This window comes from Streptacidiphilus albus JL83, from assembly GCF_000744705.1.
Classification (GTDB): Bacteria; Actinomycetota; Actinomycetes; order Streptomycetales; family Streptomycetaceae; genus Streptacidiphilus; species Streptacidiphilus albus.
The window spans coordinates 7,563,795-7,589,641 of the sequence record NZ_JQML01000001.1; the positions used below are offsets into that span (position 1 = coordinate 7,563,795).

The 25,847-nt window shown below is 72.6% G+C and carries 19 protein-coding genes; 4 read left to right on the forward strand and 15 right to left on the reverse strand.

Annotated features, from left to right (window positions below; translation table 11 throughout):
• Positions 1-11: 11 nt before the first annotated feature.
• From dpgA to BS75_RS49610, 10 genes are all read right to left on the reverse strand, one after another.
• Positions 12-1,079 (reverse strand): 3,5-dihydroxyphenylacetyl-CoA synthase DpgA, encoded by a 1,068-nt coding sequence (gene dpgA / locus BS75_RS32920; protein WP_034090844.1) that lies wholly within the window; start codon positions 1,077-1,079, stop codon positions 12-14.
• A 56-nt stretch (positions 1,080-1,135) separates the two neighbouring features.
• A complete protein-coding gene (locus BS75_RS32925; RefSeq protein ID WP_042439546.1) occupies positions 1,136-2,356 on the reverse strand; it encodes a cytochrome P450 in 1,221 nt (406 codons plus the stop codon).
• A gap of 38 nt (positions 2,357-2,394) precedes the next feature.
• The gene (locus tag BS75_RS32930; protein WP_063771550.1) at positions 2,395-4,944 is read right to left on the reverse strand and encodes an amino acid adenylation domain-containing protein; all 2,550 of its coding nucleotides are present in this window, start codon (positions 4,942-4,944) and stop codon (positions 2,395-2,397) included.
• An 18-nt stretch (positions 4,945-4,962) separates the two neighbouring features.
• A complete protein-coding gene (locus tag BS75_RS32935; RefSeq protein ID WP_231607960.1) occupies positions 4,963-5,772 on the reverse strand; it encodes a phytanoyl-CoA dioxygenase family protein in 810 nt (269 codons plus the stop codon).
• Between the two features lie 66 nt (positions 5,773-5,838).
• The gene (locus tag BS75_RS32940) at positions 5,839-7,167 is read right to left on the reverse strand and encodes an aminotransferase-like domain-containing protein (protein ID WP_034090845.1); all 1,329 of its coding nucleotides are present in this window, start codon (positions 7,165-7,167) and stop codon (positions 5,839-5,841) included.
• Positions 7,157-8,260: an alpha-hydroxy acid oxidase gene (locus BS75_RS43615; RefSeq protein ID WP_081982841.1), complete on the reverse strand. Its 1,104-nt coding sequence runs from the start codon at positions 8,258-8,260 to the stop codon at positions 7,157-7,159. Before BS75_RS43615 ends, BS75_RS32940 begins: the two co-directional genes overlap by 11 nt.
• Before the next feature lie 43 nt (positions 8,261-8,303).
• The gene (hppD, locus tag BS75_RS32950) at positions 8,304-9,389 is read right to left on the reverse strand and encodes a 4-hydroxyphenylpyruvate dioxygenase (RefSeq protein ID WP_034090846.1); all 1,086 of its coding nucleotides are present in this window, start codon (positions 9,387-9,389) and stop codon (positions 8,304-8,306) included.
• A 58-nt stretch (positions 9,390-9,447) separates the two neighbouring features.
• A complete protein-coding gene (locus tag BS75_RS32955) occupies positions 9,448-10,968 on the reverse strand; it encodes a tryptophan 7-halogenase (RefSeq protein WP_042439572.1) in 1,521 nt (506 codons plus the stop codon).
• A gap of 35 nt (positions 10,969-11,003) precedes the next feature.
• On the reverse strand, positions 11,004-12,497 hold the full coding sequence (locus BS75_RS32960) for a tryptophan 7-halogenase (protein WP_042439552.1): 1,494 nt from the start codon (positions 12,495-12,497) through the stop codon (positions 11,004-11,006).
• A 64-nt stretch (positions 12,498-12,561) separates the two neighbouring features.
• Positions 12,562-12,759, reverse strand: a complete 198-nt coding sequence (locus BS75_RS49610; protein ID WP_052069981.1) for a response regulator transcription factor — start codon at positions 12,757-12,759, stop codon at positions 12,562-12,564.
• 319 nt (positions 12,760-13,078) lie between these two features.
• Between BS75_RS49610 and BS75_RS32970 the strand changes: the two genes are divergently transcribed.
• On the forward strand, positions 13,079-15,691 hold the full coding sequence (locus BS75_RS32970) for an amino acid adenylation domain-containing protein (RefSeq protein ID WP_052069983.1): 2,613 nt from the start codon (positions 13,079-13,081) through the stop codon (positions 15,689-15,691).
• Positions 15,692-15,749: 58 nt separating this feature from the next.
• On the opposite strand, the gene BS75_RS32975 is transcribed toward BS75_RS32970, so the two are convergent.
• From BS75_RS32975 to BS75_RS32985, 4 genes are all read right to left on the reverse strand, one after another.
• A complete protein-coding gene (locus BS75_RS32975) occupies positions 15,750-16,799 on the reverse strand; it encodes a hypothetical protein (protein WP_152646082.1) in 1,050 nt (349 codons plus the stop codon).
• Between the two features lie 54 nt (positions 16,800-16,853).
• Positions 16,854-17,018, reverse strand: coding sequence for a hypothetical protein (locus BS75_RS48720; protein WP_156164314.1), 165 nt, complete (start codon positions 17,016-17,018; stop codon positions 16,854-16,856).
• 518 nt (positions 17,019-17,536) lie between these two features.
• Complete coding sequence (locus BS75_RS49615) at positions 17,537-17,752, reverse strand: ferredoxin (RefSeq protein ID WP_052069985.1); 216 nt, start codon at positions 17,750-17,752, stop codon at positions 17,537-17,539.
• Positions 17,749-18,624, reverse strand: coding sequence for a siderophore-interacting protein (locus BS75_RS32985; protein WP_034090848.1), 876 nt, complete (start codon positions 18,622-18,624; stop codon positions 17,749-17,751). The genes BS75_RS49615 and BS75_RS32985 overlap by 4 nt, the downstream gene beginning before the upstream one ends.
• Positions 18,625-18,926: 302 nt before the next feature.
• Between BS75_RS32985 and BS75_RS48725 the strand changes: the two genes are divergently transcribed.
• The 3 genes from BS75_RS48725 to BS75_RS32995 all read left to right on the forward strand — a co-directional run bounded on the left by BS75_RS48725 (position 18,927) and on the right by BS75_RS32995 (position 22,791).
• Positions 18,927-19,088 (forward strand): hypothetical protein, encoded by a 162-nt coding sequence (locus BS75_RS48725; protein ID WP_156164315.1) that lies wholly within the window; start codon positions 18,927-18,929, stop codon positions 19,086-19,088.
• A gap of 194 nt (positions 19,089-19,282) precedes the next feature.
• A complete protein-coding gene (locus BS75_RS32990; protein WP_052069987.1) occupies positions 19,283-20,350 on the forward strand; it encodes a helix-turn-helix transcriptional regulator in 1,068 nt (355 codons plus the stop codon).
• A 275-nt stretch (positions 20,351-20,625) separates the two neighbouring features.
• On the forward strand, positions 20,626-22,791 hold the full coding sequence (locus tag BS75_RS32995; RefSeq protein ID WP_034090849.1) for a SpoIIE family protein phosphatase: 2,166 nt from the start codon (positions 20,626-20,628) through the stop codon (positions 22,789-22,791).
• Positions 22,792-22,810: 19 nt separating this feature from the next.
• Here the strand turns inward: BS75_RS32995 and BS75_RS33000 are convergent, their stop codons facing one another.
• On the reverse strand, positions 22,811-25,780 hold the full coding sequence (locus BS75_RS33000; RefSeq protein WP_042439554.1) for a helix-turn-helix transcriptional regulator: 2,970 nt from the start codon (positions 25,778-25,780) through the stop codon (positions 22,811-22,813).
• Between the last annotated feature and the right edge of the window lie 67 nt (positions 25,781-25,847).

Below are 25,847 nucleotides of genomic sequence, written 5' to 3' on the forward strand. Positions count from 1 at the left end.
CACGGTCTTCCTCACCATCGCACTAGTGCCGTTTCGATCGTCGAACCGGGGCCCATCGTCATCAGGACCCCGTAGTCACCCGGTCGGGTGACTCCCTCTTCCAGGAGCCGCTGGTACGAGAACAGGAACGAGCCGCTCGACAGGTTCCCGTAGTCCCGCAGCACACCGGTGGTGTGGCGCACGTCGTGCGCCGTCAGTCCCAGGTTGACCCGGACCGAGTCGATGACCTTCCGCCCGCCGGAGTGCACCAGCCAGTGGGCGATGTCCGAGCGCCGCAGCCCGGTGCCCTCCAGCAGCCTGGAGACCACCTCCTCGGCGTGCGCCCCGACCACGTAGGGCACGTCCTGGTCCAGGTAGAAGCTGAACTTGCCCTGGTCGTCGTCCCAGTCGTAGCGCATGGCCTCGATCGCGTCGGGCACCAGCGTGCTGGCGGCCCGCAGCAGGAGCGGACCGGCCGGCCCGCCCGCCGGGGCGCTCCCGCCGGTGCGGACGCTGATCGCCGCGGAGCCGTCGCCGAACAGGCTGTTGACGACGGCGGTGCGCATGGTGCGGTCGAAGACGTAGGCGGACGAGCAGGACTCGATGCACACCATCACCGCGAGCTGCCCGGGGTGGGCGGCGGACCAGCCGGCGACCGCCGCGAAGGCGTTCAGGCCGGCGTTGCAGCCCATCCCGACCACGTCGAGGCGCGAGGTGGTCGGGGAGAGCCCGAGCTCCTTGATCACCCGGGCGCTGAAGCCCGGTGTCATCAGCCCGGTCGAGGTGACGCAGCACAGGTAGCGCACGTCCGCCAGGCTCGCCCCCTCGTTGTCGAGGCAGGCCCGCACCGCGCGGGAGCCCATCTCGATGCCGGTCTCCCGGTGCTTCTGCAGCAGTTGGCCCTGGCTCTCCAACTGCCGGGTGCCGTCCGGCGCCTGTGGCGGCAGGACCAGGTGGCGGGTCTTGATCCCGCTGTTGAGGAACAGCGAGCTGATCCTCGGGTCCTCGACGCCGAAGACGTCGAGGACGTCCTGCTGGCTGTACGAGTGGGGTGGGACAGCGGTGCCGACGGAGGTGATCCTCGGCTGCGCTTCGGTCATGTGCTCTCCAGCGACGGAATCAGGGGGCTGCCCGTGGGCCCGGGCGGCCGGGACGGTCAGCGGAGCACCAGCGGCAGGCCGCTGTACCCGCGCAGGAACGTCGAGTACAGGGGCTGGGCGGCACCGGTGACCTCGACGGTCCTGGTCAGCCGGCTCAGGGTGCTGAGCACGGTGCTGATCTCCGCCCGGCCCAGGAAGGCGCCGAAGCAGAAGTGCGGGCCGTGGCCGAAGCCCAGGTGCTTGTTCGGGGTGCGGCCGGGCACGAACCGGTCGGCGTCGGGGAAGAACCGCTCGTCGCGGTTGGCCGAGATGTTCCACGCCGTCACCACGTCGCCGGCCTTGATCTGCGCACCGCCGAACTCCATGTCGTACGCGGCGGTGCGGCCGACGTGCATGACCGGCGAGGTCCACCGGATGACCTCCTCCACCACGGCGGACATCGGCACCTCGCCGTCCCGCACCAGGGCCCACTGGTCGGGCCGGTTGCCCAGGTTCTCCAGCGCGCCGATCATGGCGAGCCGGCTGGTGTGGTCGCCGGCCAGCAGGAAGCCGTAAAGGTTGAGGATGATCTCCTGGTCGCTGAGCGGACGGCCGTCCACCCGCGCCTCGACCATCCGGCTGAGCAGGTCGTCCCCGGGGTTGTCCCGGCGTTCGTCCACCATCTCCGAGCAGTAGATGAGCAGCTCGTTGCGGATCAGCCAGCGCTCCTCGGCGGTCTGGTCGCTGTCCGCCGCGCTCAGCGCGTACCGGCTCAGCTCCAGCAGCCGCGGGCGGTCCTCCTCGGGGAAGCCCAGCAGGTCGCAGATCACCCACATCGGGATGGCGTCGGCGATCTCGTGGGCGAAGTCGAAGGACGGGCCGCCCACCCGCTCCGAGACCAGCCGCTCCACATGGGCCTGCAGCCGGTCGACGACCAGTTGCCGGATCCGGGGGGTGAAGGACTTCATCAGGACCGTGCGGAGTGCCGTGTGGTCGGTGCTGTCCGTCATGACCAGCACCTCGCCGGCGGCCGGATCGCCGTCGGGCTTCTGCAGCGACTCCAGCATGTTGCCCGGGGCGGAGAGGAAGCCCTTGTCGTCCTTGTACATCGCCATGATGTCGTCGTACCGGGAGAGCACCCAGAACTCCCGGCCCTCGGGCGTGGCCGGATGGCGGTGGACCGGGTGCTCGTCGCGCAGCCGGCGCCAGACCGCGTCCATGTCGTAGGTCCAGAACGTCTTCGGGTCGGACAGGTCGATCTCGGCCAGGTCCACGGGAACCTTCAGGGGTTCACTCACGGGTTCACTCCTCTCTGCTTGTTCGAGCGCGAGGTCGGTCACGCCCGCTCCTTCAGTGCCTGGGCGAGCACGGGGCCGACGGCGGCCAGCGCGTGCGGCGCCATCAGGTCCTCGTGCGGGTAGGGCACCGGGTGGCGGTCGATCCGGCCGCTGACCCAGGGGGTCCAGAAGTCCGCCGTCGAGCGGCCGTCGGCGCGCCGGGCCTCGAAGAAGGTCAGGTCGCCCTTGAACTCCCGCTGCACCGACTCGTCGCCGAGCTTCAGGTTGTTCACGGTGATCTCCATCAGCCTGGCGATCGCCGACTCCTCCAGACCGGCCAGGCTGCTGCCGTGTTCGGCGAGCAGGGCCCGGACCCGGGACAGCGGCAGCGGGCCGTCCCCCGGCTCCCGGCCGAAGGCGTCGACGCCCTGGAAGGTGAGGGCCAGCAGCTCCCGCTGATCGGGGGTGCGCTGCACCGCGGCGTCCTCACGGCCCGCGTCCAGCAGCGCCAGCAGCGAGACCTCGTACCCGTCCTGCTGCAGGCAGGTGGCGACGGACTGCGCGACCAGTCCGCCGAACGACCAGCCCACCAGCGCGTACGGGCCCTCGGGGCGGATCCGGCGGATCCGCTCGCCGTAGTCCTGCGCCATCTCGTCCAGGGTCCGCGGCAGTCGCCCCGGGCCCTCCAGCCCGTCGGCCTGGATGCCGTACACCGGGTGCCCGCGCGGGATGTGCCGCAGCAGCCCGGAGTAGGCCCAGGCGAGGCCGCTGCCGGGGTGGATGCAGAAGACCGGGGTCTTGCTCCCCGCCGCGCGCAGGGCCAGCATCCCGCCCAGGGCGCGGTCGTCCTCGCCGACGTCCAGGAACTCCACGATGCCCGCGACCGTGGGGCTCTCCAGCAGGTGCCGGATCGGCAGGTCCAGGCCGAGCACCGAGCGCATCCGCCCGGCCAGCCGGGTTGCCAGCAGGGAGTGGCCGCCGAGCTCGAAGAAGCTGTCGTCGATGGTCACCGACGGCAGGTCGAGCACCTCGGCGAACAGCTGGCACAGCACCTCCTCGCGCGGGTTGCGCGGGCTGCGCCCGGTGGGCTCCAGCTGGGTCTCGGGCAGCGGCAGCGCGCTGTAGTCGACCTTGCCGTTGCCCGTCAGCGGCAGGGCGTCCAGCTCGACGAAGGCGTACGGGACCATGTACTCGGGGAGCGTGTCCGCCGTGTGCGACCTGAGCCCCGACAGGTCCGCGCCGCCGGTGGGCACCACGTAGGCGACCAGCCGCTTCTCGCCGTCCTCAGGACCCGGCTGCGCGACGACGCTGACCTGGGCCAGGCCGGGGAAGCGCCCGAGCACGTGCTCGATCTCGCGCAGTTCGACCCGGTAGCCGCGGATCTTGACCTGGTCGTCGCTGCGGCCGATGAACTCCAGCAGCCCCTCGCCGTTGCGGCGCACCAGGTCGCCGGTGCGGTACATCCGCTCCCCGGAGCCGTCGAAGGGGTTGGCGACGAACCGCTCGGCGGTGAGCTGCGGGCGCCCGAGGTAGCCGCGGGCCTGACCGGCGCCCGCGATGTAGAGCTCTCCGGCGGCGCCCGGACCGACCGGGCGCAGCCGGTCGTCGAGCACGTGCAGCGCGGTGTCGTCCAGCGCCCGGCCCATCGGCACGCCGCCGGTGGAGAACGAACTGCCGCGCGGAAGCGCGCACTGGGTGGCGAACAGCGTGGTCTCGGTGGGACCGTAGGTGGCGCGCACCACGGTGTCCGGGCAGCGCTCCTGGATGCGGTGCACCGCGGCCGGCGAGATCACGTCCCCGCCGGTCATCACCTCGTTGACGGCGGCGAAGCACTCGGGGCGCTCCTCGGCGACCACCCGGAACAGGCCCGCCGTCAGCAGCACGCCGGTGACCTGCTCGGACTCGATGACGCCGGCCAGCACCGGGATGTCCACCTCGCCGGGCGGGGGCAGCACCACGCGGCCCCCGTGCAGCAGCGGGACCCACAGCTCGTACACCGAGCCGTCGAACGCGTACGGCGCCGCCATCAGCACCCGGGTGTGCCGGGTGGGATCGAACATGCCGTCGTGTGCGAAGTCCGTGACCTCGCGGTGGGCGACGGCCACCCCCTTGGGCTCGCCGGTGGAGCCGGAGGTGAACATCACATACGCCAACTGGCGCGGGTCGGTGGCGACTTCGGGCGCCGACGCGGGCAGCTGCGCCAGGTCGGGGTCGTCGTCCACGGTGATGACGGCGTCGCAGGCCGGGGCAGCCGTGCGCATCGCCCGGTCGGTCAGCAGGACCCGGGCGCCGCCCTGGGCGGTGATCTCCCGCATCCGCTCGACCGGGTGGCCGCTGTGCAGCGGGAGGTACCAGCCGCCGGCCTTCAGCACCGCGAGGATCGACACCGGCAGCGCGACCGAGCGCTCCTGCAGGATGGCCACCGGGTGCTCGGGGCCGACGCCCGCCGCCACCAGGCGGTGGGCCAACCGGTTTGCCTGCTCGTCGAGTTGGCGGTACGTCAGTTCGGCTCCACCGGCCAGCCGGACGGCCACGGCCTCGGGGGTCCGGCGGGCCTGGGCCGCGAACTGCTCGTGTACGCAGCCGCCGAGGGGCTCACGCGTATCCATCAGTTGCTCCGATTCTCGTTACAGCGTGTTCGTGGCGACGGCGGTGAGCGGGGTGGTGTCCCGGCAGACCAGGAAGTCCGGCCGCTGCGGGCGCAGCGGGGCGTTGCTGACCGCGTTGTAGGTCACCAGCAGGAGGGCCCGGGGGTCGTCGGAGAGGTTGTTGGAGGAGGAGTGGACGATGGTCGGGTGGAAGGCGTAGAGCGTGCCCGCCGGCCCGACGGCCGTCGCGGTGCCGTACGCGCGCGCCAGCTCCTCGGCCCGCTCGGCGGGGACGGTGTGCTCCAGGTCCGCGGAGACGTGGTTGTGCCAGTCGCCGCTCTCGGCCCGGACGGCCGCCGGGTCGTCGTCGACCAGGCCGAGCCGGTGGCTGCCCGGGATGACGACCAGCGGGCCGTTCAGCTCGTGGACGTCGTCCAGGAAGACCGCGATGTTGACGGCCCGGTCCTCGGGCATCCCGTCCTCGCGGCTCCAGAAGGCGTAGTCCTGGTGCCAGGGCCAGGCCGCGCCCTCCCGCGGCTGCTTCATGTTGACCTTGAACTGGTAGACGTAGACCGGCTCGCCGAGCACCTCCTCGGCCAGCTCCAGCAGCGCGGGCAGCCGGACCAGCCGCGCACACGCCTCGTCGAACAGGTGGCTGCCGTGGATGGCCCGGACCGTGTCGGTGCCCTGCTCGTGCACGACCTCGGGCCGCCGCAGGGCGCTGAGGGACGCGACGGCCGCCTGCAGCCGGTCGATCACCTCCGGGTCCAGGGACTGCGGCGACTGGAACCAGCCGTCGCGCTCGTAGCTGCTCTTGGTACCGGCTTCCGCCGGCATGGTGCCGATCACGGCGTCTCCTCTTGTCGGGCTCGGGTTGTCATGGGTTCACGGCCTCGCGGTTCACGGCCCTGCGGTTCACGGCCCTGCGCCGAGGCGGTCCGCGACCAGCGCCGCCAGTCGGTCCAGGCCGAGGTCGATCTGGACCGGGGTCACACTGCTGATCGAGAGCCGGAGCTGGTGCTCGCCGCCGGGGCCGTCGTAGAAGTGCCGCATGGGCGTCCAGAGCACGCCGTGGCTCCGGGCCGAGTACTCCAGCAGCTGGTCGTCCACGGCGAAGGGCAGCGTCAGGACCACGAAGAACCCGCCCACCGGGGCGTTCCAGCGCACCGCGGCGGCCGGCGGACCGCCGGCCGGGAACCTGCGGGCCAGCCCGTCGAGGAGCTGCCGCAGATTGCGCGCGTACCGCTGCTGCTCCTGGACCGTGGCGGCGGCCAGACTGCACTCCTGCTGGACGAGCCTGCCGCCGACCACGGCCTGGGCGATCGGCGAGGTGTTCACCGTCAGCATGCTCTTGATCTTCGCGAGCTGGTCCGCCAGCAGACCCGGCTCGCCGCTGCGGTCGGCCACCCGCTGGTCGGCCACCACGTAGCCCACCCGGGCGCCCGGCAGCACCGTCTTGGCGAACGAGCCCAGGTAGACGACCCGGCGGTGCCGGTCCAGGGCCTTGAGGGTGGGGACCCGGTCCCGGCCGCTGCGGAACAGGCCGTAGGGGTTGTCCTCCAGCAGCAGCAGGTCCTCGCGGTGGGCGAGGTCCAGCAGCCGCTGGCGCACCGCGCGGTCCATGCTCAGGCCGGTGGGGTTGGCGAAGTCCGGCATGACGTAGAGGGCGCGCGGGCGCAGTCCCTCGCGGCGGGCCCGCCGCAGCACGGCCAGGAGGTCGTCGAGGTCCACCCCGTCGTCCCCGCTCGCGACCGGCAGCACCGGCAGGTCCACCAGCCGCGCCGCGCCGGTGAGGCCGACATAGGTCGGCGCGACCGCGAGCACGACGTCCTCGGGGCCGCGGCGCAGCGCCCGCAGCACCAGGTAGATGGCCTCCTGGCAGCCCACGGTGACCACGACGGCCTCGGGATCGACCTCGATGCCCTCGTCGACGGCGAGGTTGCGGGCCACCAGGTGGTGCACGACGCCCTTGGTCCGCCCGTACTGGAAGAGCGTGCGGCGGACCTGCGCCGGCGACATCCCGCGCTCGTCGGCCAGGTGGTCGGCGAAGGCGCGCAGCGCGCGGTGGATGTCGTCGGTGTCGAAGAACTCCTCGGCCGGGCGGCCCGCCGCGAACGGGACGGCCTGCGGGTAGCGGTCGGCGATCTCGTTCAGCAGGTTCATCGAGGACAGCGCCGGGTCCTCCAGCGAGCCGTGCAGGCTCGCGGTGTCGAGGTCGGCGGCGAGCCGGGTGTCAGTGGCCACGTCGGCCCGCCCCTCGGCGGTCGACGCCGCGGGGACCGGTGATCGTGCGCAGCCGGCCGGCCTCGCGCGGGTCCGCGCAGCCGGCCAGGGTCAGGCAGTCGGCGAACTCGCGGTGCAGCAGCGACAGCACCTGCTCCACCCCGGCCGCGCCGTCCAGCGCCAGACCCCACAGCACCGGTCGGCCGACCAGCACGCCGGAGGCGCCCAGGGCGAGCGCCCGGAGGATGTCGGTGCCGCTGCGCACGCCGCTGTCCAGCAGCACCTCGCAGCCCTCCGGCACGGCCTCGACCACCTCGGGCAGCACGGTCGCGCTCGCCGGAGCGCCGTCCAGCTGCCGCCCGCCGTGGTTGGACACCACCACCGCCTCGGCTCCGCAGGCGGCGGCGCGGGCCGCGTCCGCGCCGCCGAGGACGCCCTTGACGATCAGCGGCAGCGAGGTCTGTCCGCGCAGCCATTCGAGGTCGCTCCAGCTGACCGCCGGGTCGAACACCGCCCGGCTGTGGTCGGCGATCGCCGAGCCGCCGGGCACCCGGCCGTGGGCCTGGGAGGGCGAACCGCCCAGGTTCGCGGCGCGGACACCGCTCGGCAGGGTGAACTCGTTGCGCAGGTCCCGCAGTCGGCGGCCCATGATGGGCACGTCCACGGTGACCACCAGGGCCCGGCAGCCGCAGCTCTCGGCGCGCCGGACCAGGTCGAGCAGCTCGCCCCGGTCGGCGAGCCAGTACAGCTGGAACCAGAGCGCGGCTCCGGTGCGCGCCACCTCCTCCAGGGCCGTGCTGCTGAGCATGCCGACGGTGAACGGCACGTCCGCCGCGCGGGCGGCGGCAGCCGTGGCCGACTCACCGCCGCTGTGCAGCAGTTGCTGGTAGGCCATCGGCGCGATGGCGACCGGCAGCGCGGCGTCGCTCGCCACCAGCCGGGTACGGGTGCTGGGCGTCCCCACCCCGCGCAGGACGCCGGGCACCACGGCGATGTCGTCCAGCGCCGCGCGGTTGGCCGCCAGCGTCCGTTCGCCGCCGCTCCCGCCCTGGACGAAGTCCCAGACGTCGCCCGGGACCAGGGCCGGGCCAGGCGCTCCACGTCGGCCAGGCACACCGGCGGCGCGGGGGCCGGCCGGCGGAGGTCGGTGACGCTCATCAGCGCGCCCCCGCGACGGCGCGCTGCGACTCGACGGCCTCGTAGAGCGCCTTGATGTTCCCGGAGCCGAAGGTCCGGGCCCCGAGGCGCTCGATCAGCTCCAGGAAGAGCGTGCCGCGGCTGTGCACCGACCTGGTGAAGATCTGGAAGAGCTGCCCGTCGTGGTCCTGGTCCATCAGGATGTTGTGGGCGCGCAGCTCCGCCACGGAGTGCCGCCGGGCCGTCATCCGCTCGCCCAGCGCGTCGTAGTAGGCGCCGGGGGAGCGCAGGAACTCCACGCCGGCCGACGCCATGCCGCCGACCGAGCGCACGATGTCGCCGGTGTTCCAGGCGATGTGCTGGACGCCGGGGCCGTCGTGCTTGCGCAGGAAGTCGTCGATCTGGCCGGGGTCGTGGGACGGGTCCGGCTCGATCAGGGTGAGCGTCACCTCGCCGGACCGGCTCTGCACCACCTTGGAGATCATCGACTGCCTGCCGACCAGGATCTGCTCGGCGAAGACCATCCGGAACCCGAGGACCCGCTGGTAGAACGCGACGGTCGGTTCGAGGGTGCCGGCCTCCAGGCAGACCGCGAAGTGGTCCACCGCGGTCAGCCCGGTGTCCCGGGCCGGCGCCCGGTGGGGCACCGGACGCAGGCCGGGCAGAGCCGTCGGCGCGATGCCGCGGGCCCGCTGGACGAAGGTGTGCGCGACGTCGCCGAAGCCCACGATCGACGCGGTGACCACGCCGTCGCGGGTGGCCGGCGGCGCCACCGGGGTCGCGCCGAGCCCGACCGCGGCCTCGAAGGCGCCGGCGGCGTCGGGCACCCGCAGCCCGATGTCGGCCACGCCGTCGCCGTGCCGCTCGACGTAGCGTGCGGCCGGGTGGTCCGCGGCCAGGCCCTGGGTGAGCACCACCCGGATCCGGTCCCGGCCGAGCGCGACCGAGCGGGCCCCCACCCGCCCGGCCTCGGCCTCGTTGTCGGCCTCGACGACGAGGCCGTAGCTGTCGAGGAGCCAGTCCGTGGTCGCCCGGAAGTCCTCGACGTACAGTTCGACGTGGTCCACGCCCATGTCGTCGGGCGAATCCCCGTGTGCCGTGGTCATCTGCGGTCTCCTCGTTCTTCGGCGGCGGTCGGGCGGTGGGTCGGATGCAGGGTGCTGGTCACTCGGCGGGGCGGGCCCAGCTCAGGCCGTCCGGGGAGGGCACCAGACCGCCGTCGAAGAGCGGGCGCTCGCTGTCGTACTCGCTGCCGAAGGCCGCCTTGGCCTGCATCTCCACGCTCTGGTCCATCAGGTCGCCGATGAGCTCGGACTTGTAGAGCGGCAGCGCGTCCTCGCCGCCGCTGGAGTTCACCGCGCCCACGCCCTGCTCCAGCGCCGACGCGGTCCGCTCGAACCGCTGCCGGGTGGAGTCGGCGTCGACGAACGCGGACTCCCCGGAGGAGACGCCGCCGACCAGTTCGACGAAGCACTGCAGGTCCGACTCGGAGGTCGCGGCGACCTTCTTCGCCTGCCAGTAGTACGAGTCCGCGTCCTTGTGGGTGTCGTAGAAGGCGACCAGGAACTCGTAGAAGACGCCGTACTCGCGCCGGTAGCGCTGCTCGAACTCGGTGAAGCAGACGTCCTCGTCGAGCTCGCCGGCCAGCACGCTGTTGATGGAGCGGGCCGCCAGCAGCGCGCTGTAGGTGGCCAGGTGGACGCCGGAGGAGAAGACCGGGTCGATGAAGCAGGCGGCGTCCCCGATCAGCACCATGCCGGGCCGCCAGAAGCTGGTGTTCAGGTACGAGTAGTCCTTGCGCACCCGCACCTCGCCGTAGACGCCCTCGGTGACGCGCGGCACGCCCTCGAGCATCTTGCCGATCCGCGGGGCCTTGGTGATCAGACGCTCCAGCGCCTGCACCGGATCCCCCTGGACGGCGGCGGCCGACTCCCGGCTCACCACCGCGCCGACGCTGGTCAGGCCGGGTGCCAGCGGGATGTACCAGAACCACCCGTCGCTGAACGCCTCGCAGAAGATGTTGCCGCTGCGGGGCTCGGGCAGCCGCTCGCCGCCCTCGAAGTAGCCGAACAGGGCGACGTTCTGGAAGAACTCCGAGTACACCCGCTCGCCGCCGACGGCCTTGTTGATGCGGCTCCTGTTGCCGGAGGCGTCGACGACGAACTGCGCCCGTGCGATCCGGGCCGTCCCCTCGGCGTCGGTGTACTCCACGCCGTTGACCCGGTCGCCCTCCTCCAGGACGCGGGTGACGGAGCACTCCTCCCGGACGTCCACGCCCAGCTTGCCCGCGTGCCGCAGCAGGATCTCGTCGAACTTCATCCGCTCGACCTGGTAGGCCCGCGACGTCGGCCCGGCCAGCCGGGGCGAGAGCGCGAACACGAAGGACCACGGCTCGGGGCTGCTGCCCCAGCGGAACGTGCCGCCCAGCTTGGGGGTGAACCCCATGGCCTCGATCTCGTCCGCCACGCCGAGCAGGCCGCACACTCCGTGCACCGTGGCCGGCAGCAGCGACTCGCCGATCTGATAGCGGGGGAACCGCTCCTTCTCCAGCAGCAGCACCCGGTGGCCCTGTTTGGCCACCAGGCCCGCCAGGGCGGACCCGCCGGGGCCACCGCCTACCACCACAACGTCGAAGGTCTCCTCAACGGGCGTGCTCACGTCGTCCTGCTCCTGTCGCTCGGTCATCTCGGTCACTCTCGTTTGCGGGGTCCGGCGCCGTTTCAGGCGCCGACGACCGACCAGTGGAGCCCGTCCGCGGAGGGCACGAGGCTCCCGTTCGGGGCGTCGAGCTCGTCGTCGTCCAGGTCGGCGCCGAACTCGGCCTGCAGCTGGATCCGCGCGCCCTCCTCCAGGACGGACTCGACCAGCGACGAGCCGAACATGTCGCGGTCCGCGTCGGCGGGGTCCGCGGGGTTGTCGATGAGATCGGCGAACTCCCGGAAGGCCGACTCCCGTTCGCCGCTGTACGCGGCCGCGTCGATAAGTCCGTGCTCGCCCGAGGCGGCGCCGCCGACCAGGTCGACGAAGGACTCCAGCTGCGATCCGGCGCCCTGGGTGATCTTCTTGGCCGACCAGAAGTACGAGCCCTCGTCCCGGTGCATGTCGTAGAAGGCCAGCAGGAACTCGTGGAAGACGCCGTACTCCTTGCGGTACCGGGTCTCGTACTCGGCGAAGCAGGTCTCCTCGGCGACGGTCCCGGCCAGCACCGTGTTGATCGACCGTGCGGCCAGCAGGGCGCTGTAGGTGGCCAGGTGGACGCCGGAGGAGAAGACCGGGTCGATGAAGCAGGCGGCGTCGCCGACCAGGACCATCCCGGGCCGCCAGAAGCGGTCCTGGGTGTACGAGTAGTCCTTGCGGATCCGGACCTCGCCGTAGGGGCCGCTCTGCACCGGGGTCGCGTCCGCCAGGAAGTCGGCGATCAGCGGGCACTGCTCGACGAAGCCGTCCAGGGCCTGCCGGCGGTCCTTGTCGATCCGGTCCAGGGAGTCGCGGCGCAGGACCGCGCCGACACTGGTGAGCCCCTCGGTGAGCGGGATGTACCAGAACCAGCCGAGCTCGAAGGCGGCGCAGAGGATGTTGCCCTGGTTGGGGGCGGGCAGCCGCTTGCCTCCCTCGAAGTACCCGAACAGCGCCAGGTTCTGGAAGAAGGGGGAGTACTCCCGGGTGGATCCGACGGCGCCGCGGATCCGGCTCTTGTTGCCGGAGGCGTCGATGACGAAGCGGGCGCCGACGGTGACCCGGTCGCCCTGCGCGTCGTCGTAGACCAGCCCGCTGACCCGGCCGTCCCGCTCGACGACGTCCACCACCGAGCACTGCTCACGGACCTCGACCCCCTTGCGGCGGGCGTTGTCGAGCAGGATCTGGTCGAACGTCATCCGCTCGACCTGGTAGGCCATCGAGGTCGGGCCCGAGAAGGTGTCCGACGCGGCGAAGGAGAACGTCCACGGCTCGGGGTTCTGCCCCCACCGGAACGTCCCGCCCCGCTTGGGCATGAAGTCGGCCTTCTCGATCTCCTCCGAGACGCCGAGGATGCGGCAGATGCCGTGGACGGTCGACGGCAGCAGGGATTCGCCGATCTGATAACGCGGGAACTGCTCCTTCTCCAGCAGCAGGACACGATGTCCCTGCATTGCCACCAGAGTGGCCGCACTCGAACCGCCGGGCCCACCGCCGACGACGACGACGTCGAATTCGCGGGAATCCTCGCAGCCCATGATTCCTCCTGCTTGAACGGGCCGGACTTGGTCGGCCGCAGATATTCCGCAGAGTCGGGCCGACTCATGCGGAGGGATGTCCCCGGCCGACGATGCAGGCGATCTCCGCCCGGCAGCACACGTCGAGTTTCTTGAAAATCCGGGAGAGGTAGGTCTCAACGGTCTTGGCGCTGAGGTTGAGGCTCGTGGCGATCTGCTTGTTGGTCCGGCCGCGGCCGACCAGAAGGGAGACCTGCAACTCCCGCTCGCTCAACTCGTGCACGCCAGCCCCTCGTCCGCTGTGGACCTGCTCCTGTCGGTAGCTTCGACCACGGGCGGCGCACGGTGCCAGAGCGATCGAGTGACAGCAAACTGCACGGCACCAAATAACATCGGGTCCGGCCGCCGCTCCCCGTGCCCGTTCGGGCCGGAGAAATAGCACGGAACGGGCGGCCTGCCAAGTCGGGATTTACCCCGACGCCCGCACCCCTGATTCCGGCACCGCGGCTCCGTAGTCTTGCTGCGGTATACCTTCATATCGCGTCGATATCTGCGGGACGGAACAGGACCGCATGACCGCCGCACGAACGGAGTTGATTCGGATGCGAGTGGCGAATCCCAGCAGCGTGGACCGGGACCGGGTGCGGGAAACCGGAGAGGCCGGACCGCGCGACCATTCCTCCCTGGCCGCCGCCTTCGCGGCGCAGGCGGCCCGGACACCCGGGGCGGTCGCGGTGAGCTGCGCCGGCCGGGCCCTGACCTATCGGGAGCTGGACGAACGGGCCGCAGTGCTGGCGGGGCGACTGCTGGACCTGGGAGTGGGACCGGACGTTCCGGTGGCCGTCCTGATGGAGCGTTCGGTCGACCTCGTGGTCGCCCTGTTGGCGGTCGTGCAGGCCGGCGGGTACTACGTGCCCCTGCACCACGGCTACCCGGAGGAGCGGATGCGGTGGATCGTCGAGGAGACCGGCGCCTCGGTGCTGCTGGCCGACCCGGCGACCCGGGCGCGCGGGCTGCCGGGCGACTGCGAGGTGGTGGTCGTGGGCGGGCCGGACGGCGCGGCCGGAGCCACCGGCCCCGCCGTCCGCCCGGCGCCGCGGACCCTCCCGGAGCAGCTGGCCTACGTGATGTACACCTCGGGATCGACCGGCACTCCCAAGGGAGTCGCCGTCACCCAGCGCAATGTGCTGGACCTGGTCGCGGACGGGATGTTCGGGGCGGGGGCCCGGGAGCGCGTCCTGATGATCGCGCCGTACTCCTTCGACCCGTCCACCTACGAGCTGTGGGTCCCGCTGCTGCACGGCGGCCAGGTGGTGATCGCTCCGGACGGCGACCTGAGCGTCGCCACCGTGGCCCGCCTGATCGTCGAGGAGCGCATCACCGGTCTGCAGATCACCGCGGGGCTGTTCCGCGTGATCGCCGACGAGGAGCCGCAGAGCCTGGCCGGCGTGCTGGAGGTGATCACCGGAGGTGACGTGGTGTCACCGGCCGCGGTCCGCCGGGTCCTCGACCACTGCCCCGGCACCGTCGTGCGCTGCGCCTACGGCCCGACCGAGACCACGCTCTTCGCCACCCAGCACCCCTGGACGGCGAGCCGCGACGTGCCCGCGCCGGTGCCGCTCGGCCTGCCGCTGGACGGCATGTGGGCCTATGTGCTCGACGACGCGCTGGCCTGGGTCGCGCCCGGCGGCACCGGCGAGCTCTACCTGGCCGGCACCGGGCTGGCCCGGGGCTACGTCCGGCGGCCGGAGCTGACCGCGGAGCGGTTCGTCGCCGACCCGTTCGGCGCCGCCGGGACGCGGATGTACCGCACCGGCGACCTGGTGCGCCGACTCGACTCGGGCCACCTGGAGTTCGTCGGCCGGGCGGACGGCCAGCTGAAGATCCGCGGCTTCCGGATCGAGCGCGGAGAGATCGAGTCCGTCCTGGGGGAGCACCCCGCGCTCGCCCAGGTGACGGTGGCGGCGCGGGTGGACCCGAGCGGTGAGCGCAGCCTGGCGGCCTACGTGGTGCCGGCCCCGGGCGCGGGCGCTCCGCCGGACCTGGAGGAGCTGCGGCGCCACGCGGCCGGAAGGCTCGCCGAGTACATGGTGCCCTCGACCTTCACCGTGCTGGAACGGCTGCCGCTGACCACCAACGGAAAGGTGGACCACAGCGCCCTGCCGGAGCCGGCCCTCCCGGTGGATCCGGCCCGCACCGGCCCGCGCACCCCGCACGAGAGGATCCTCTGCGACCTGTTCGCCGAGGTGCTCGGGGTGGACTCGGTGGGCGTCGACGACAGCTTCTTCGAGCTGGGTGGCCAGTCCCTGCTGGCGACCCGGCTGGCCAGCCGGATGAGGTCGGTGCTGGGCGTGCGGCTGTCCATCCGCGACCTGCTCAGGAACCCCACCGTGGCGACCCTCTGCCGGCACCAGGAGGGCTCCGGCGGCCGGCGCAGCGCACTGGGCCCGGTGCTGCAGCTGCGGTCCAACGGCAGCCGCCCGCCGCTGTTCTGCGTCCACCCGGGCGGCGGCATGGCCTGGTGCTACGCCGGGCTGCTCAGGTACCTGCCCAAGGAGCACCCGGTCTACGGCCTGCAGGCGAGCGGCCTGACCGCGGGGGAGAGCCTCGCCCCCGACTTCGACGCGATGGTCGAGGACTACCTCGACCGGATCCGCGGCATCCAGCCCGAGGGCCCGTACGCCCTGCTGGGCTGGTCCTTCGGCGGCAAGGTGGCCAACGCCCTCGCGGTCCGGCTGCGCGCCCAGGGCGAGCGGGTGGCCCTGCTCGCCGTCGTGGACGCCGGCTACGGCAGGCGTACGGGGCCGGCGGCACCGCGCGAGCTGCTGGAGCTGGCGTTCGACGGAATCCCGGCCTTCCGCGACGAGCCCGGCGAAGGACCGGTGCCCGCCCGGCGCATCCAGGAGATCCTCCGGGCGCAGGACAGCGCGCTGGCGGGCCTGGAGGAGCACACCCTGGGCGCGCTGCTCGACATCACCGCGAACAATCTGGAGCTGGGCGCGGTGGAGGCACTCGACCGGTTCGACGGCGACGTGCTCTTCTTCGAGGCCGTCGACCGGGACGGCGCGCCCACCGGCCAGGCCGAGCGCTGGGAGCCCTTCGTCGGCGGCCGCTTCGAGTCGCACGGCGTCCCCCACCGGCACAACCAGATGATGGGCCACGAGGCCCTGGCCCTGATCGGCCCGGTCGTGGCCCGCAGGCTCAAGGACATCTGAGGACACACGGAAGCGGGTACCGGCCAGGGCCGGTACCCGCTTCCGTCGGTCGTCGTGCTCAGCGCAGCCAGACAGGCCCCCAGGCCAGCGGCTGCCCGCCCAGCAGCGGGTCCTCCTCGACCCGGACGCCCAGGACCCGCAGCCGGCGGGAGGCGAGGCACTGGAGGACGTCGGCGGTGAGCCGGTCCATGGACCGCTGGTTCAGCAGGCCGAGCAGCTCGTCGGTCGAGGGCGCGCCGACCCGGTGCGAACCCCGCCCGTGCGGCGTGGACCGGGCGGCGAGAGCCGTCGCCGTCGCGTGGCGCACCGCACCCGCGGCGCCGGCTCCCCAGGCCGCGGACAGGACGGCCCCCGAGGGCTCCGCGGTGATCCGCGCGATCCGCCAGTCGCCCGGAAGATCGGGGACCCGGTACACCGCCGCGCCGTGCTCCGCACCCAGCCGCCCGGCCTCGAACGCGCTCCCGGCCACGGCCTGCCGGGACAGCAGCGTGAGCGCCCCGTCCAGCAGCCAGTAGCTCTCGGTCGGCCCCGCCGCGGCGACGACGGCGCCGGTCGGCAGCGGACCGCGGCCCGGATACGGCTCGACGGCCTGTGCGCGCAGGCCGTCGAGCACCAGATTGAGCGCGACCCGTTCGTCGAGGCCCGCGCCGTAGCAGTCGAGGGTCCGTCGGGTCAGGGCGAGCAGGCCGCTCCACGGCTCCAGGAGCGCGGTCGCACGGCGCAGCGAGTCCCCGACCGGAGGCTGGTCGAACGCCGACTGATCGGCGAGCGCCCGGATTCCGCTCCAGGACGGGCGGGGCGACCGGCCCGTCAGCAGCAGCCGGTCGACCGTGCCGTCCGCCCGGTGCACGATTGCCGCGCTCCCGGTGGAGGACGGCCCGCGCAGCTCCCTGAGGGTGTCGCGGACCGCCGCCGCGGCATCGAGGGCGACGTACGGAGCGGCCGGTGCACTGCCCACGCCCCGCCACAGATCGACGCGCCGCACCAACTCGTCGTGCAGCTCGCCGGGTCGGGCCCCCGCGGGCCCGAGGACCACGTAGTCGGACAGGACGGTGGCCGGTATTTCCTGCTCATGTCTTGAGCGCGAAGGTTCCCTGTAATTCTGCATGCTGACTCAGCCTTGGCAACCGGATCCAGTTCTGCGCGGCCCCCCACGCAGGGATCAACGACTGACCAGGCAGTGCTCCTCCTGCCGCTCGGCCTCGGCGTTCGGCTCGGGCTTTCCGCGCTCGGGCGCACGGTCCGCCTCCGGCGCGATCGCCTGCATGAGGCCGTTCGGGAGCCAGGCGTCGAGCAGGCGGAACCGGCGGTCGGTGAACCCGTCCACCGGATGGGGCCGTATCTCTCCAGGTGGCTCTGGTGCGGAATTCGTCACGGGTGTCCCTTTCCTCGGCGGAGAACGTGGTGCGGCGGTGGTCGTGCGACACCTCGTCGAAGTCGGCTGCACCGCCTGGATCTCGCCGAGGAGCTGTGGGGCAGTTGCGAGGCGACCGCGTCGTGGCCGGGCCGGAGCAGCCGCTCCGCGAGCAGTTGCTCGCAGGTGAACCGGAGCTCCCGCGACGGGAGTTCGGTGTCGTTGAGCAGCACCGCGCCGACGGGCCGGTCGGCAGCTGTCGATCACCCCGGGCATCGTGGGCCCATGGGGTCGGGGGCGGGGCCCCGGCGTGCTCGACGAGCGCCGCACCGATCGGCTGCCCTCCTTCTTGGGGCGGCTGTGCCGACGGCTCGACGCGCGGATCCGGCCAGGTCCGACCCGGCGTCCGCGACCACCGCCACCGTCCCCGGGGTGCGGGCGACTTGCTGCTCGAAGAGCTCGGGCGGGGTGCCGGGGGGACCTACCGCGTGCTACTGCTCGTGGGAGGGCTGGTCGGGGGACCGGTGCAGCGAGATGGCCAGGGCGGGGCAGAGGTCACGGGCCTCGGCCGCGGCGCCGGCGTCGGCCGCCCACCCGGTCACCGGTTCGGACTTCCCGTCGTCACCGAGGTTGAAGACCTCGGGGGCGATCGCGGAGCACTGTCCGACCCCGAGGCAGGCCTCCCGGTCGATCTCGACCCGGATCACCGGGCGTCCTGCGCCGCGGTCCCGACCGTCACCAGGGCCTTCTGCTCCTCCAGCTCCACCTGCGCGTTCCAGGTGGACTTCGAGGACTGCCAGCCGTCCTCGTCCATGCCCTGGCGCCAGTAGCCGGAGATGGAGAGCAGTTCGCGGGGCAGTCCGCGGTCGGTCCGCAGATGGTGGCGCAGTTGCTTGACGAAGTTCGCCTCCCCGTGGACGAAGACCTGGGGCTCCCCGGGCAGGAACTCCAGCGCGGACACCCGTTCCACCAGCAGCTCGCCGATCCGGCGCGCGCCTCGGTGCAGCCAGACGATCTCGGCGCCGGCCGGTGCGGCGACGGGCTGCTCCTCCAGGTGGTCGGCGACCTCGATGAAGGCCACCGCCCGGGCTCCCTCGGGGAGCGCCTCGACGGCCGCGGCAATGGCGGGCAGCGCGCTCTCGTCGCCCGCCAGCAGGTGCCAGGCGGCCTCCGGGTCCGGTGCGTACCCGCCGCCCGGACCGCCGAAGTGGACCTCGGCGCCCGGGGACACCGTCGTGGCCCAGGGCCCGGCCACCCCCTTGGCGCCGTGCTGGACGAAGTCGATGGTCAGCTCGCGAAGCTCCTGGTCCCAGTGGCGGATGGTGTAGGTCCGCGTCCGCGGCCACAGGGTGCGCGGCAGGCTCGCCCGCAGCTCCGCGAGGTCGCTCAGGTCGTGCTGCTCGGCGCCCACCGCGGGGAACAGCAACTTGACGTAGCTGTCTGTGTTCTGGCTCACAGTCAGGTCGGCCAGGCCGTCGCCGCCGAGCACGACGCGGACCATGTGCGGAGTCAGCTGCTCGGTGCGCAGGACCACCGCCCGTCGGGAGGTGGCCTTCCTGGCCTGTCTGGGGTTCGTCATGAGTAAGTCCTTCGGATGGTTTCGGCTCGACAAGGCCGGGAGGGTTGCCGCACGGCGGCGGGGCGGGCACGGAGGACGCCTGTGCACAGTCTCGGGCAAGGCGAAACCGGGTGCCCAGGGCCGACCGGTGACAGGAAGCTGCACGGCAGGCACTCCGCGTGCCCGTTCACGGAAGAAGCGGTCATGCAGCTTGCTGCCGTCGCTGTGCGCTTCCCACGGGGGCCCCGCAGATTGAATTCTTTCAGGGCGAACAAACGTAGCTGCAACTGAGCAGCTAGTTTTCTACGTTGGGGGTACGCATCATGAAGAAGACCAACTCGCTCATCGTCTCGGCAGCCGTCGCGGCCGTGGCGGCCGTCGCCTTCCTCGTCTCCGCTCCGGTCGGCCACCACCCGGCCGCCGTGAGCGCCGTGTCCGTCCCGGCCCCCACCTACACCCCCTCCGACTCCACCGGCTGGGACTGACCGGTCGGTCGGCGCCGGGACACGGAGGTCGGGGGCCGTAGGGGGTGCTCTCCGGAGATCTTCTCAGCTATTGTTGCGGCTTTATCAAGGAACGCAATCGACTCGCGTGGGGGCGGGGGTCGGAGCGACGTCATCTCAACCGAGCCCAGGGTTCGGCTCCGGGGGTATGAGCAAACTTGGAAAGCGCAGGAGCTGTGAAGCTGACGCCGACCGCCGTCGCCATCTACGGCTGGGCCATCAATCACGGTCAGATATCCGAGGCGGACCGACCCGAGCTGGCCGCCGAACTGCGGGTCGGCGCCGAGGAGATCGAAAACGGGCTCAACCTGCTGGCGGCGCTGAGACTCCTGGTACCTGCCATGGCCACGGGGGCGCTCACTCCGGCCAGTCCGGACTCGGCGGTGGCCGAACTGGTCAATCCCATCGAAGTGGAGATCAAGGAGCTCGAAGGGCTGGCCGGGGATCTGAGGTCCCAGGTGCTGCCGCTGAAGTCGATGTACTTCGAGAGCCGTCAGACCCGCAACCGGCGGGAGGCGGTCGATGTGATCGACGGTGTGGACCGTGTACGCTCCATGCTGAGCGAGGCCTCCCGCGCCTGTTCCGTCGAAATTCTCAGCGCTCACCCGGGAATCTTCTCCGCCGGTGCCATCGAGAGCTCGCTCTCCACGGACCTGGAGCTGCTGAACCGCGGCGTTCGTATGCGCTCTCTCTTCCAGCACCCGGCCCGGGTGAATCCCCAGATGCGTGAACTGGTGGGGCAGCTCGGTCGGGCCGGCTGCGAGATCCGCACCTGCGAGGAGATCTCCGACCGGATCATCATCTTCGACCGCGAAACGGCGTTCATCCCGAATCGGGTCGGACCGGCCGGAGCCGTGGTGGTGCGCGAGCCGTCCATCGTCGACTTCCTCTACCGGAAACTCGAAAAGGAATGGTCGGTCGCGGTGCCGTTCGACGGCGAGACGACCACCCCCTCGGGGGACGGGATCGCCGACGAGGAGATCAAGCGGGCCATCCTCCGCATGCTCGCCACCGGGGCCAAGGACGATCTGATCGCGCGCCGGCTGAGCATCTCGGTGCGGACCTGCCGTCGCCATGTCGCCGAGGTGATGGACGAACTGCAGGCCTCCAGCCGGTTCCAGGCCGGAGTCCACGCCCTGCGGGCGGGGCTGCTCACCAACTCGGCGACGCCGAACACGAAGCCCGCCGCCGACACCGCCGCCGACGAGCCGGGGGAGCCCCAACTGTCGGACCTGGCCGGCTGACTGCAGCCGCACGCGGTGCTCGGGCAGCCGTCCCAGCACCGCGTGGCGGTATGCCGCGGGCGGCTCCGAGGCCGGACCGGCCCCGGGCAGTGAAGGGTCGGCCGGACTTGTTACTGACTGGTAATGCACGCCCCGCTCGGGGCGGGGCGAGCCCTCGCCGGCCGTTCCGGCCGGTCCGCGCGCACCGGGGGCCTCCCGTGTCGGCTTGTTCCCTCGCGTGGGCGGGTCCAGGCTGATCCTATGGAGTCCGGGAGCCGAGACCACGGATCGCAGCGATGAGTACCCCCGTCGACGACACCGACGGCACTGACCTGCTGGCAGGCATGTTCGCCCGTGCGCCCGTGATCTTTGCCGCGCTCAGCGGTCCCGACCACCTGCTCGAAGGAGCGAACGAGGCCTTCTTCCAGGCGGTCGGGGTCGGCCGGGGAGCCGAGCTACTGGGCCGCCCGGTGGCGCAGGCGGTGCCCGAGCTGGTTCACCAGGGCCTGCTGGAGCTGCTGGACGCGACCTATCGCGATGGGGAGCCGTTCGTGGAACAGGGCGCCCCGGTGCTGCTCGGACCGGCGGGCCGGGCGCGCCAGCGGTACTTCGACTTCAGCTTCGAACCCCGCCGCGACCGGGCCGGGCGGGTCCGGGGCGTGGCCTTCCTCGCGGTGGACGTGACCCGGCCGCGCGCCGCCCGCAGACTGGCCGCCGAGCAGCAGGTACTGCTGGAGCAGATAGCCCGGGACGCGCCGCTGTCCGAAGTCCTGGACGGCATGTGCCGGGCCATCGAGAAGCTCTCACCCAAGGTGCTCAGTTCCGTGCTCCTCCTGGACGAGACCGGAGCCCGACTGGTGCACGGAGCCGCCCCGAGCCTTCCCGGCTTCTTCAACGAGGCCGTCGACGGCAGCGAGATCGGGCCGCGGGAGGGCTCCTGCGGGACCGCCGCGTACCGCCGGGAGATGGTGGTGGTCAGCGACATCGCCGTGGATCCGCTCTGGGCCGACTACCGGGACCTGGCCCGCCGGGCCGGGCTCGCGGCCTGCTGGTCGTACCCGATCACGGCCGGCACCGGGGAGCTGCTGGGCACCTTCGCCATGTACTACCGCACGCCACGGGCGCTGAACGAGGACGATCTCGACCTGAGCATCGTCTTCACCCGCACGGCGGCCCTCGCCATCGAGCGGCACCGGACCGAGCAGGCGCGCCGCCGGGCGCACGAGAGCGAGCAGGCCCTCAGCTCCGATCTGGCGTTCCTGCTCGACTCCAGCACGGCGGTCAGCGAGGAGGCGCACTACCCGCAGAACATGCAGCGGATGGCACGGATCGCGGTACCGGCCCTGGGGCCGGTCTGCGTCATCGACGTGCTGGAGGAGGGACGGATCCGGCGGGTGGCTGTCGGCGTCGCGCCGGAGCTGCCCCGCCGGGCCGGGGAACTGCTGGCGGCCGAGACGCCGGCCCGGTCCGGGGCCTCCCTGGTCGGGCGCGTGCTCGCCACCGGCGCGAGCGAGGTCAGCCGGACCGCCCCCTCGGGGCCCTGGCAGGACCTGGGCCTGCGGATCACCGGGCAGGCCTGCTTCCCGCTGACCGCACGGGGGCACACCTTCGGCACGCTGACGCTGGTGGCGACCGAGGAGCAGCCGCTGGACGCGCGGGCGATCGCCCTTGCGGAGGAGCTCGCCCGCATCGCCGCGGCCGGCGCCGAGACCACGCGCCAGTACGACCAGCGGGCGCGTCTGGCGCACGACCTGCAGGCCGGGCTGCTGCTGGCTGCCCTGCCGGTGGTGCCCGGCGCGCAGCTGGCCGCCTCCTACCGGCCGGCGGGCGAGGGGTTGGAGATCGGTGGTGACTTCTACGACGTCTTCCCGCTCCCGGGGGACTGGTGGGGGCTGAGCATCGGGGACGTCTGCGGCCGGGGCGCCTATGCGGCGACCACCACCGCACTGGTCCGCAACACGGTCCGTGCGGTGGCTCCGTTGCTGCCGACCCCGGGCGCGGTGGCGCAGGCGGTCAACGAGGCGCTGCTGGGCCGGGAGGACAACGGCGAGAGCTTCGTCACCATGATCTATGCCGAGCTGCGGCGGACGCGTGAGGGGATCGCGGTGAGCATGGTCCGGGCCGGGCACCCGCCCCCCGTGGTGCGCCGGGCCGACGGCGTCGTGGTCAGCCCCAGCCCGGCCGGCCAGCTGCTCGGCGTCTCCGCCGACCCGGAGCTCCTGCTGGACTCGTTCACCCTGGCCGGCGGGGACAGCCTGGTCCTGGTGACCGACGGAATCCTGGAAGCCCGGGACCCGGCCGGGAACTTCTTCGCCGAGGAACGCCTCGCTGCCGCCGTCCGGTCGACCACCGGAATCAGCGACGTGCACCGGATCCTCGACGCGGTCACCGGCGCCGTGGACGCCTTCACCGGCGGCGTCACCGACGACGACCAGGCGGTGCTGGCCCTGGTCGCCGACTGAACAGCAGTGGTCCGTGGGCTCAGGCCGGCTGGGTCGCCGAGCCGCGGCCGACGACGTGGCGGGTCGTCTCCGCCGCGTAGTCGCAGAGGGCGGCGCGGTTGGGACGGCCGGTCTTGGCCAGCAGGCTGGCGACGTGCTTCTCGACGGTGCGCGGGGAGATGTACAGCCGCTGCGCGATCTCCTGGTTGCCCATGCGGGGTACCAGCAGCAGGAAGACCTCGTACTCGCGCGCGGTCAGCCCCTGCCACCGCAGCTCCGCGGGGACCTTCGCGGAGCCGCCGCGCCGCTGCCGGACGGTGGCTCCGGCGCGCCGCAGCAGCTCGCGGCAGGCATTGGCCACCGCCGGTACGGCAGCGCCGTGGAAGTACTGCTCGGCGGTGCGCAGCCAGTCGACCGGATCGCCCCAGCCGTCGGCCAGCGCCGCCTCCGCGACCAGCCGGAGGCCGAGGTGATGCGCCATCGGGAAGTGCTCCGACGCGGCCCGGGCCTGCGCCACCGCTTCGAGCGCGGCCGTCGTCCGCCCGGCCCGGCCCTGGTGCACCGCGTACGCGAGCTGCTCGAACTGCCGGTTCCAGGGCAGTCGGGCCGCCGGATCGGCCGCCGCCGCACGGTGTTCCGCCGGGTCCGCCCGGCCGGACAGGGCGCGCAGCAGCGGGCGCAGCCCGTAGCGGCCGTTGAAGTAGAAGACCGTGGGGTTGGCCTCCTCCCAGCCGAGTGCGCGGTCGAGTTCGTCGAGCGCCGCCGCACGGTCCTCCTCCAGCAGCGCGCAGACCGCCCGGCTGCCGAAGACCAGCGGCAGCTGCAGCGAGTGCTCGCCGTCCCAGCGGTGGAACTCGGCCAGTTCCTCCTCCATCTCCCGGCGGCGTCCCTGGTGCGCGGCCAGTGCGGCCCGGGTGAGCAGGACGTACTGGTGGATGTCGGCGTCGCCCATCCGGGCGGTGGCCTCGATGCAACGGTCGGTCAGCTGTCGCGCCGCGGCGTACTCGCCGCGCAGGACGGCCTGCATGGCCATGGTGGCCTCGGCGGTGTGCATCAGCACCAGGGAGCCGAGGCCGAGCGCGGCCCGGTGGGCCCGTTCGAGCCGGTGCACGGTGCCGCTGCGCATGAAGTCATTGGTGCCCAGCCGGATCAGCAGGCTCACCTGCCAGGTGATCAGCCGGTGCTCGGTGGCCAGCGCCAGCCCGCGCTCCAGGCAGGCGTCGGCCCGGCCGAAGCCATGTCTGCGCTCCAACAGGGCCAGGAACTGCCAGGCCTGGCAGGCGACTTCGGCCAGTCCGGCACGCTCGGCGCCGTCCGCGGCCCGCCGGGCCAGGCGCTCCGCCTCGACCGCCCGGTCCGCGGCGGCCGGCTCGCCGGCGGCCGGTTCGGCGCCGGTGAGCACCAGATGGGCCTCGACCACGTCGAGGGCCGGGGTGTGGGCCGCGCCGTCGCCGAGCAGCCGCCGGACGTAGCGCAGTTGGGCCGCGGCCTCCTCGTTGCGCAGGACGTTGACGGCTGCCCAGGCGAGTCTGGTGTGCAGGGCGGCGGTGCGGGCGGTGTCCAGCCTGCCCGGACCGGCCTCGGGGATGTTCTCGGCCAGGAGCAGCGCGCGGTCCAGCTGGCCGCGTTCGATCAGCGCGTTGACCAGCTGCTCCACCACGTCCGAGCGGTCCGCGCCCCAGGCCGGGTCGGCGAGCAGGTCGTGGGCCCGATCGAGCAGTTGGACGGCGGAGTCGACGGCGCCGCTGCCCAGCGCCTCCGTGCCTGCCTGCGCGTACCGCAGCGCGGCGGACCGGGTGTCGCCGGCGGTCAGCCGCAGCTCCGCGACCCGGAGGCACCACTCGCCGGGCAGCCCGGGATGGGCCTGACCGATCGCGTCGGCGGTCCGGGTGGCGATGGCGGCCCGCTCGGGCGGGAGCAGCTCGGCGCGCAGGGCGTCCGCGGTCAGCGCGTGCCGGAACTCGTACCAGTCGCCCACCGGGCCGCTGGGCGAGATCAGTTGGGCGTCGATGCTGGCCCGCAACTGCACCAGCAGCTCGCGGCCGGTCAGTCCGGTGACCGACTGGATGACCGGCAGCGGGAAGCGGCGCCCGAACACGGCGGCGGTCTTGAGCAGCATCTGCCCGCCCGGGCCGAGCCGGGCGGCGCGTTCGGCCACGCTCCGCATGACGGTGTTCGGGACGTTGATCCCGAGGTCCCCGCAGACCTGCCAGCCGTCGGCGCCCCGACGCAGCACCTCGGCCGCGATCATGCTGCTCAGCAGTTCCTCCACCACGAAGGGGTTGCCACCCGCGTCCCGGACCAGCTGCTCGGCCACCGGCTCCGGCAGCAGGCCGGTTCCGGCCGCGAGCGCGAACTCGGCCATGGCCCGGACGTCCTCGGCCGCCAGCGGCCGCAGCTCGGTCAGCACTGCGGAGCGGCGCCGTTCGGCCGCCCTGGCCAGATCCCCGGCCGGACCGGCCTCCGGGCGCAGCGTGGCCAGCAGGAAGACCGGCAGGCCGCGGATGTTGTCGCAGAGGTACTCAAGGACGGTGAGGGTCTCGGCGTCGGCGTTGTGCAGGTCCTCCACCAGCAGCAGGCAGCCGGCCTGCTGCCCGGCGGGCTGCTCCCCGACCGCGGCCAGCAGCCGCAGCACGGCCTCGGCCGTCTCCACCGGCGAGGGTGCGGCTGCCTGCTCGGCGACTCGCCACTCGGGTAGCAAGGAGCCCAACGCCGTGCGGTACGGGGCCAGTTTGGCGTCGGTCGGCGGCCCGGCGAAGCGGAAGTGGGAGAGCAGGGCCTCCGCGATCGGCCGGAACGGCAGGGTGGTGCCGGCCCGGCCGCGCAGCACTGCGGTACCGCTGCTGAACGCCCGGAACGCGCACTCCGTGGCCAGCCGCGACTTGCCGATGCCGGCCTCGCCCAGCAGGAAGACGGCCTGTCCCTCTCCCTGCCGGGCTGCGGCGAGACCCGTCTCAAGCAGCGCGAGTTCAGTCCCGCGCCCAACCATCACCGGCGATGTGACGAGCATAGGCGGACGCTACCACCGCCCCTACGACCGCACCACAGAGCGTTTGCGCCCGTCGGGCGCACTGTCC

What these genes read in the sequence shown, in the direction of transcription:
- dpgA (WP_034090844.1), bottom strand. Translation starts at nt 1,079, where the DNA reads ATGACCGAAGCGCAGCCGAGGATCACCTCCGTCGGCACCGCTGTCCCA.
- BS75_RS32930 (WP_063771550.1), bottom strand. Translation starts at nt 4,944, where the DNA reads ATGGATACGCGTGAGCCCCTCGGCGGCTGCGTACACGAGCAGTTCGCG.
- hppD (WP_034090846.1), bottom strand. Translation starts at nt 9,389, where the DNA reads ATGACCACGGCACACGGGGATTCGCCCGACGACATGGGCGTGGACCAC.
- BS75_RS32955 (WP_042439572.1), bottom strand. Translation starts at nt 10,968, where the DNA reads ATGACCGAGCGACAGGAGCAGGACGACGTGAGCACGCCCGTTGAGGAG.
- BS75_RS32960 (WP_042439552.1), bottom strand. Translation starts at nt 12,497, where the DNA reads ATGGGCTGCGAGGATTCCCGCGAATTCGACGTCGTCGTCGTCGGCGGT.
- BS75_RS32970 (WP_052069983.1), top strand. Translation starts at nt 13,079, where the DNA reads ATGCGAGTGGCGAATCCCAGCAGCGTGGACCGGGACCGGGTGCGGGAA.
- BS75_RS32975 (WP_152646082.1), bottom strand. Translation starts at nt 16,799, where the DNA reads ATGCAGAATTACAGGGAACCTTCGCGCTCAAGACATGAGCAGGAAATA.
- BS75_RS32985 (WP_034090848.1), bottom strand. Translation starts at nt 18,624, where the DNA reads ATGACGAACCCCAGACAGGCCAGGAAGGCCACCTCCCGACGGGCGGTG.
- BS75_RS48725 (WP_156164315.1), top strand. Translation starts at nt 18,927, where the DNA reads ATGAAGAAGACCAACTCGCTCATCGTCTCGGCAGCCGTCGCGGCCGTG.
- BS75_RS32995 (WP_034090849.1), top strand. Translation starts at nt 20,626, where the DNA reads ATGAGTACCCCCGTCGACGACACCGACGGCACTGACCTGCTGGCAGGC.
- BS75_RS33000 (WP_042439554.1), bottom strand. Translation starts at nt 25,780, where the DNA reads ATGCTCGTCACATCGCCGGTGATGGTTGGGCGCGGGACTGAACTCGCG.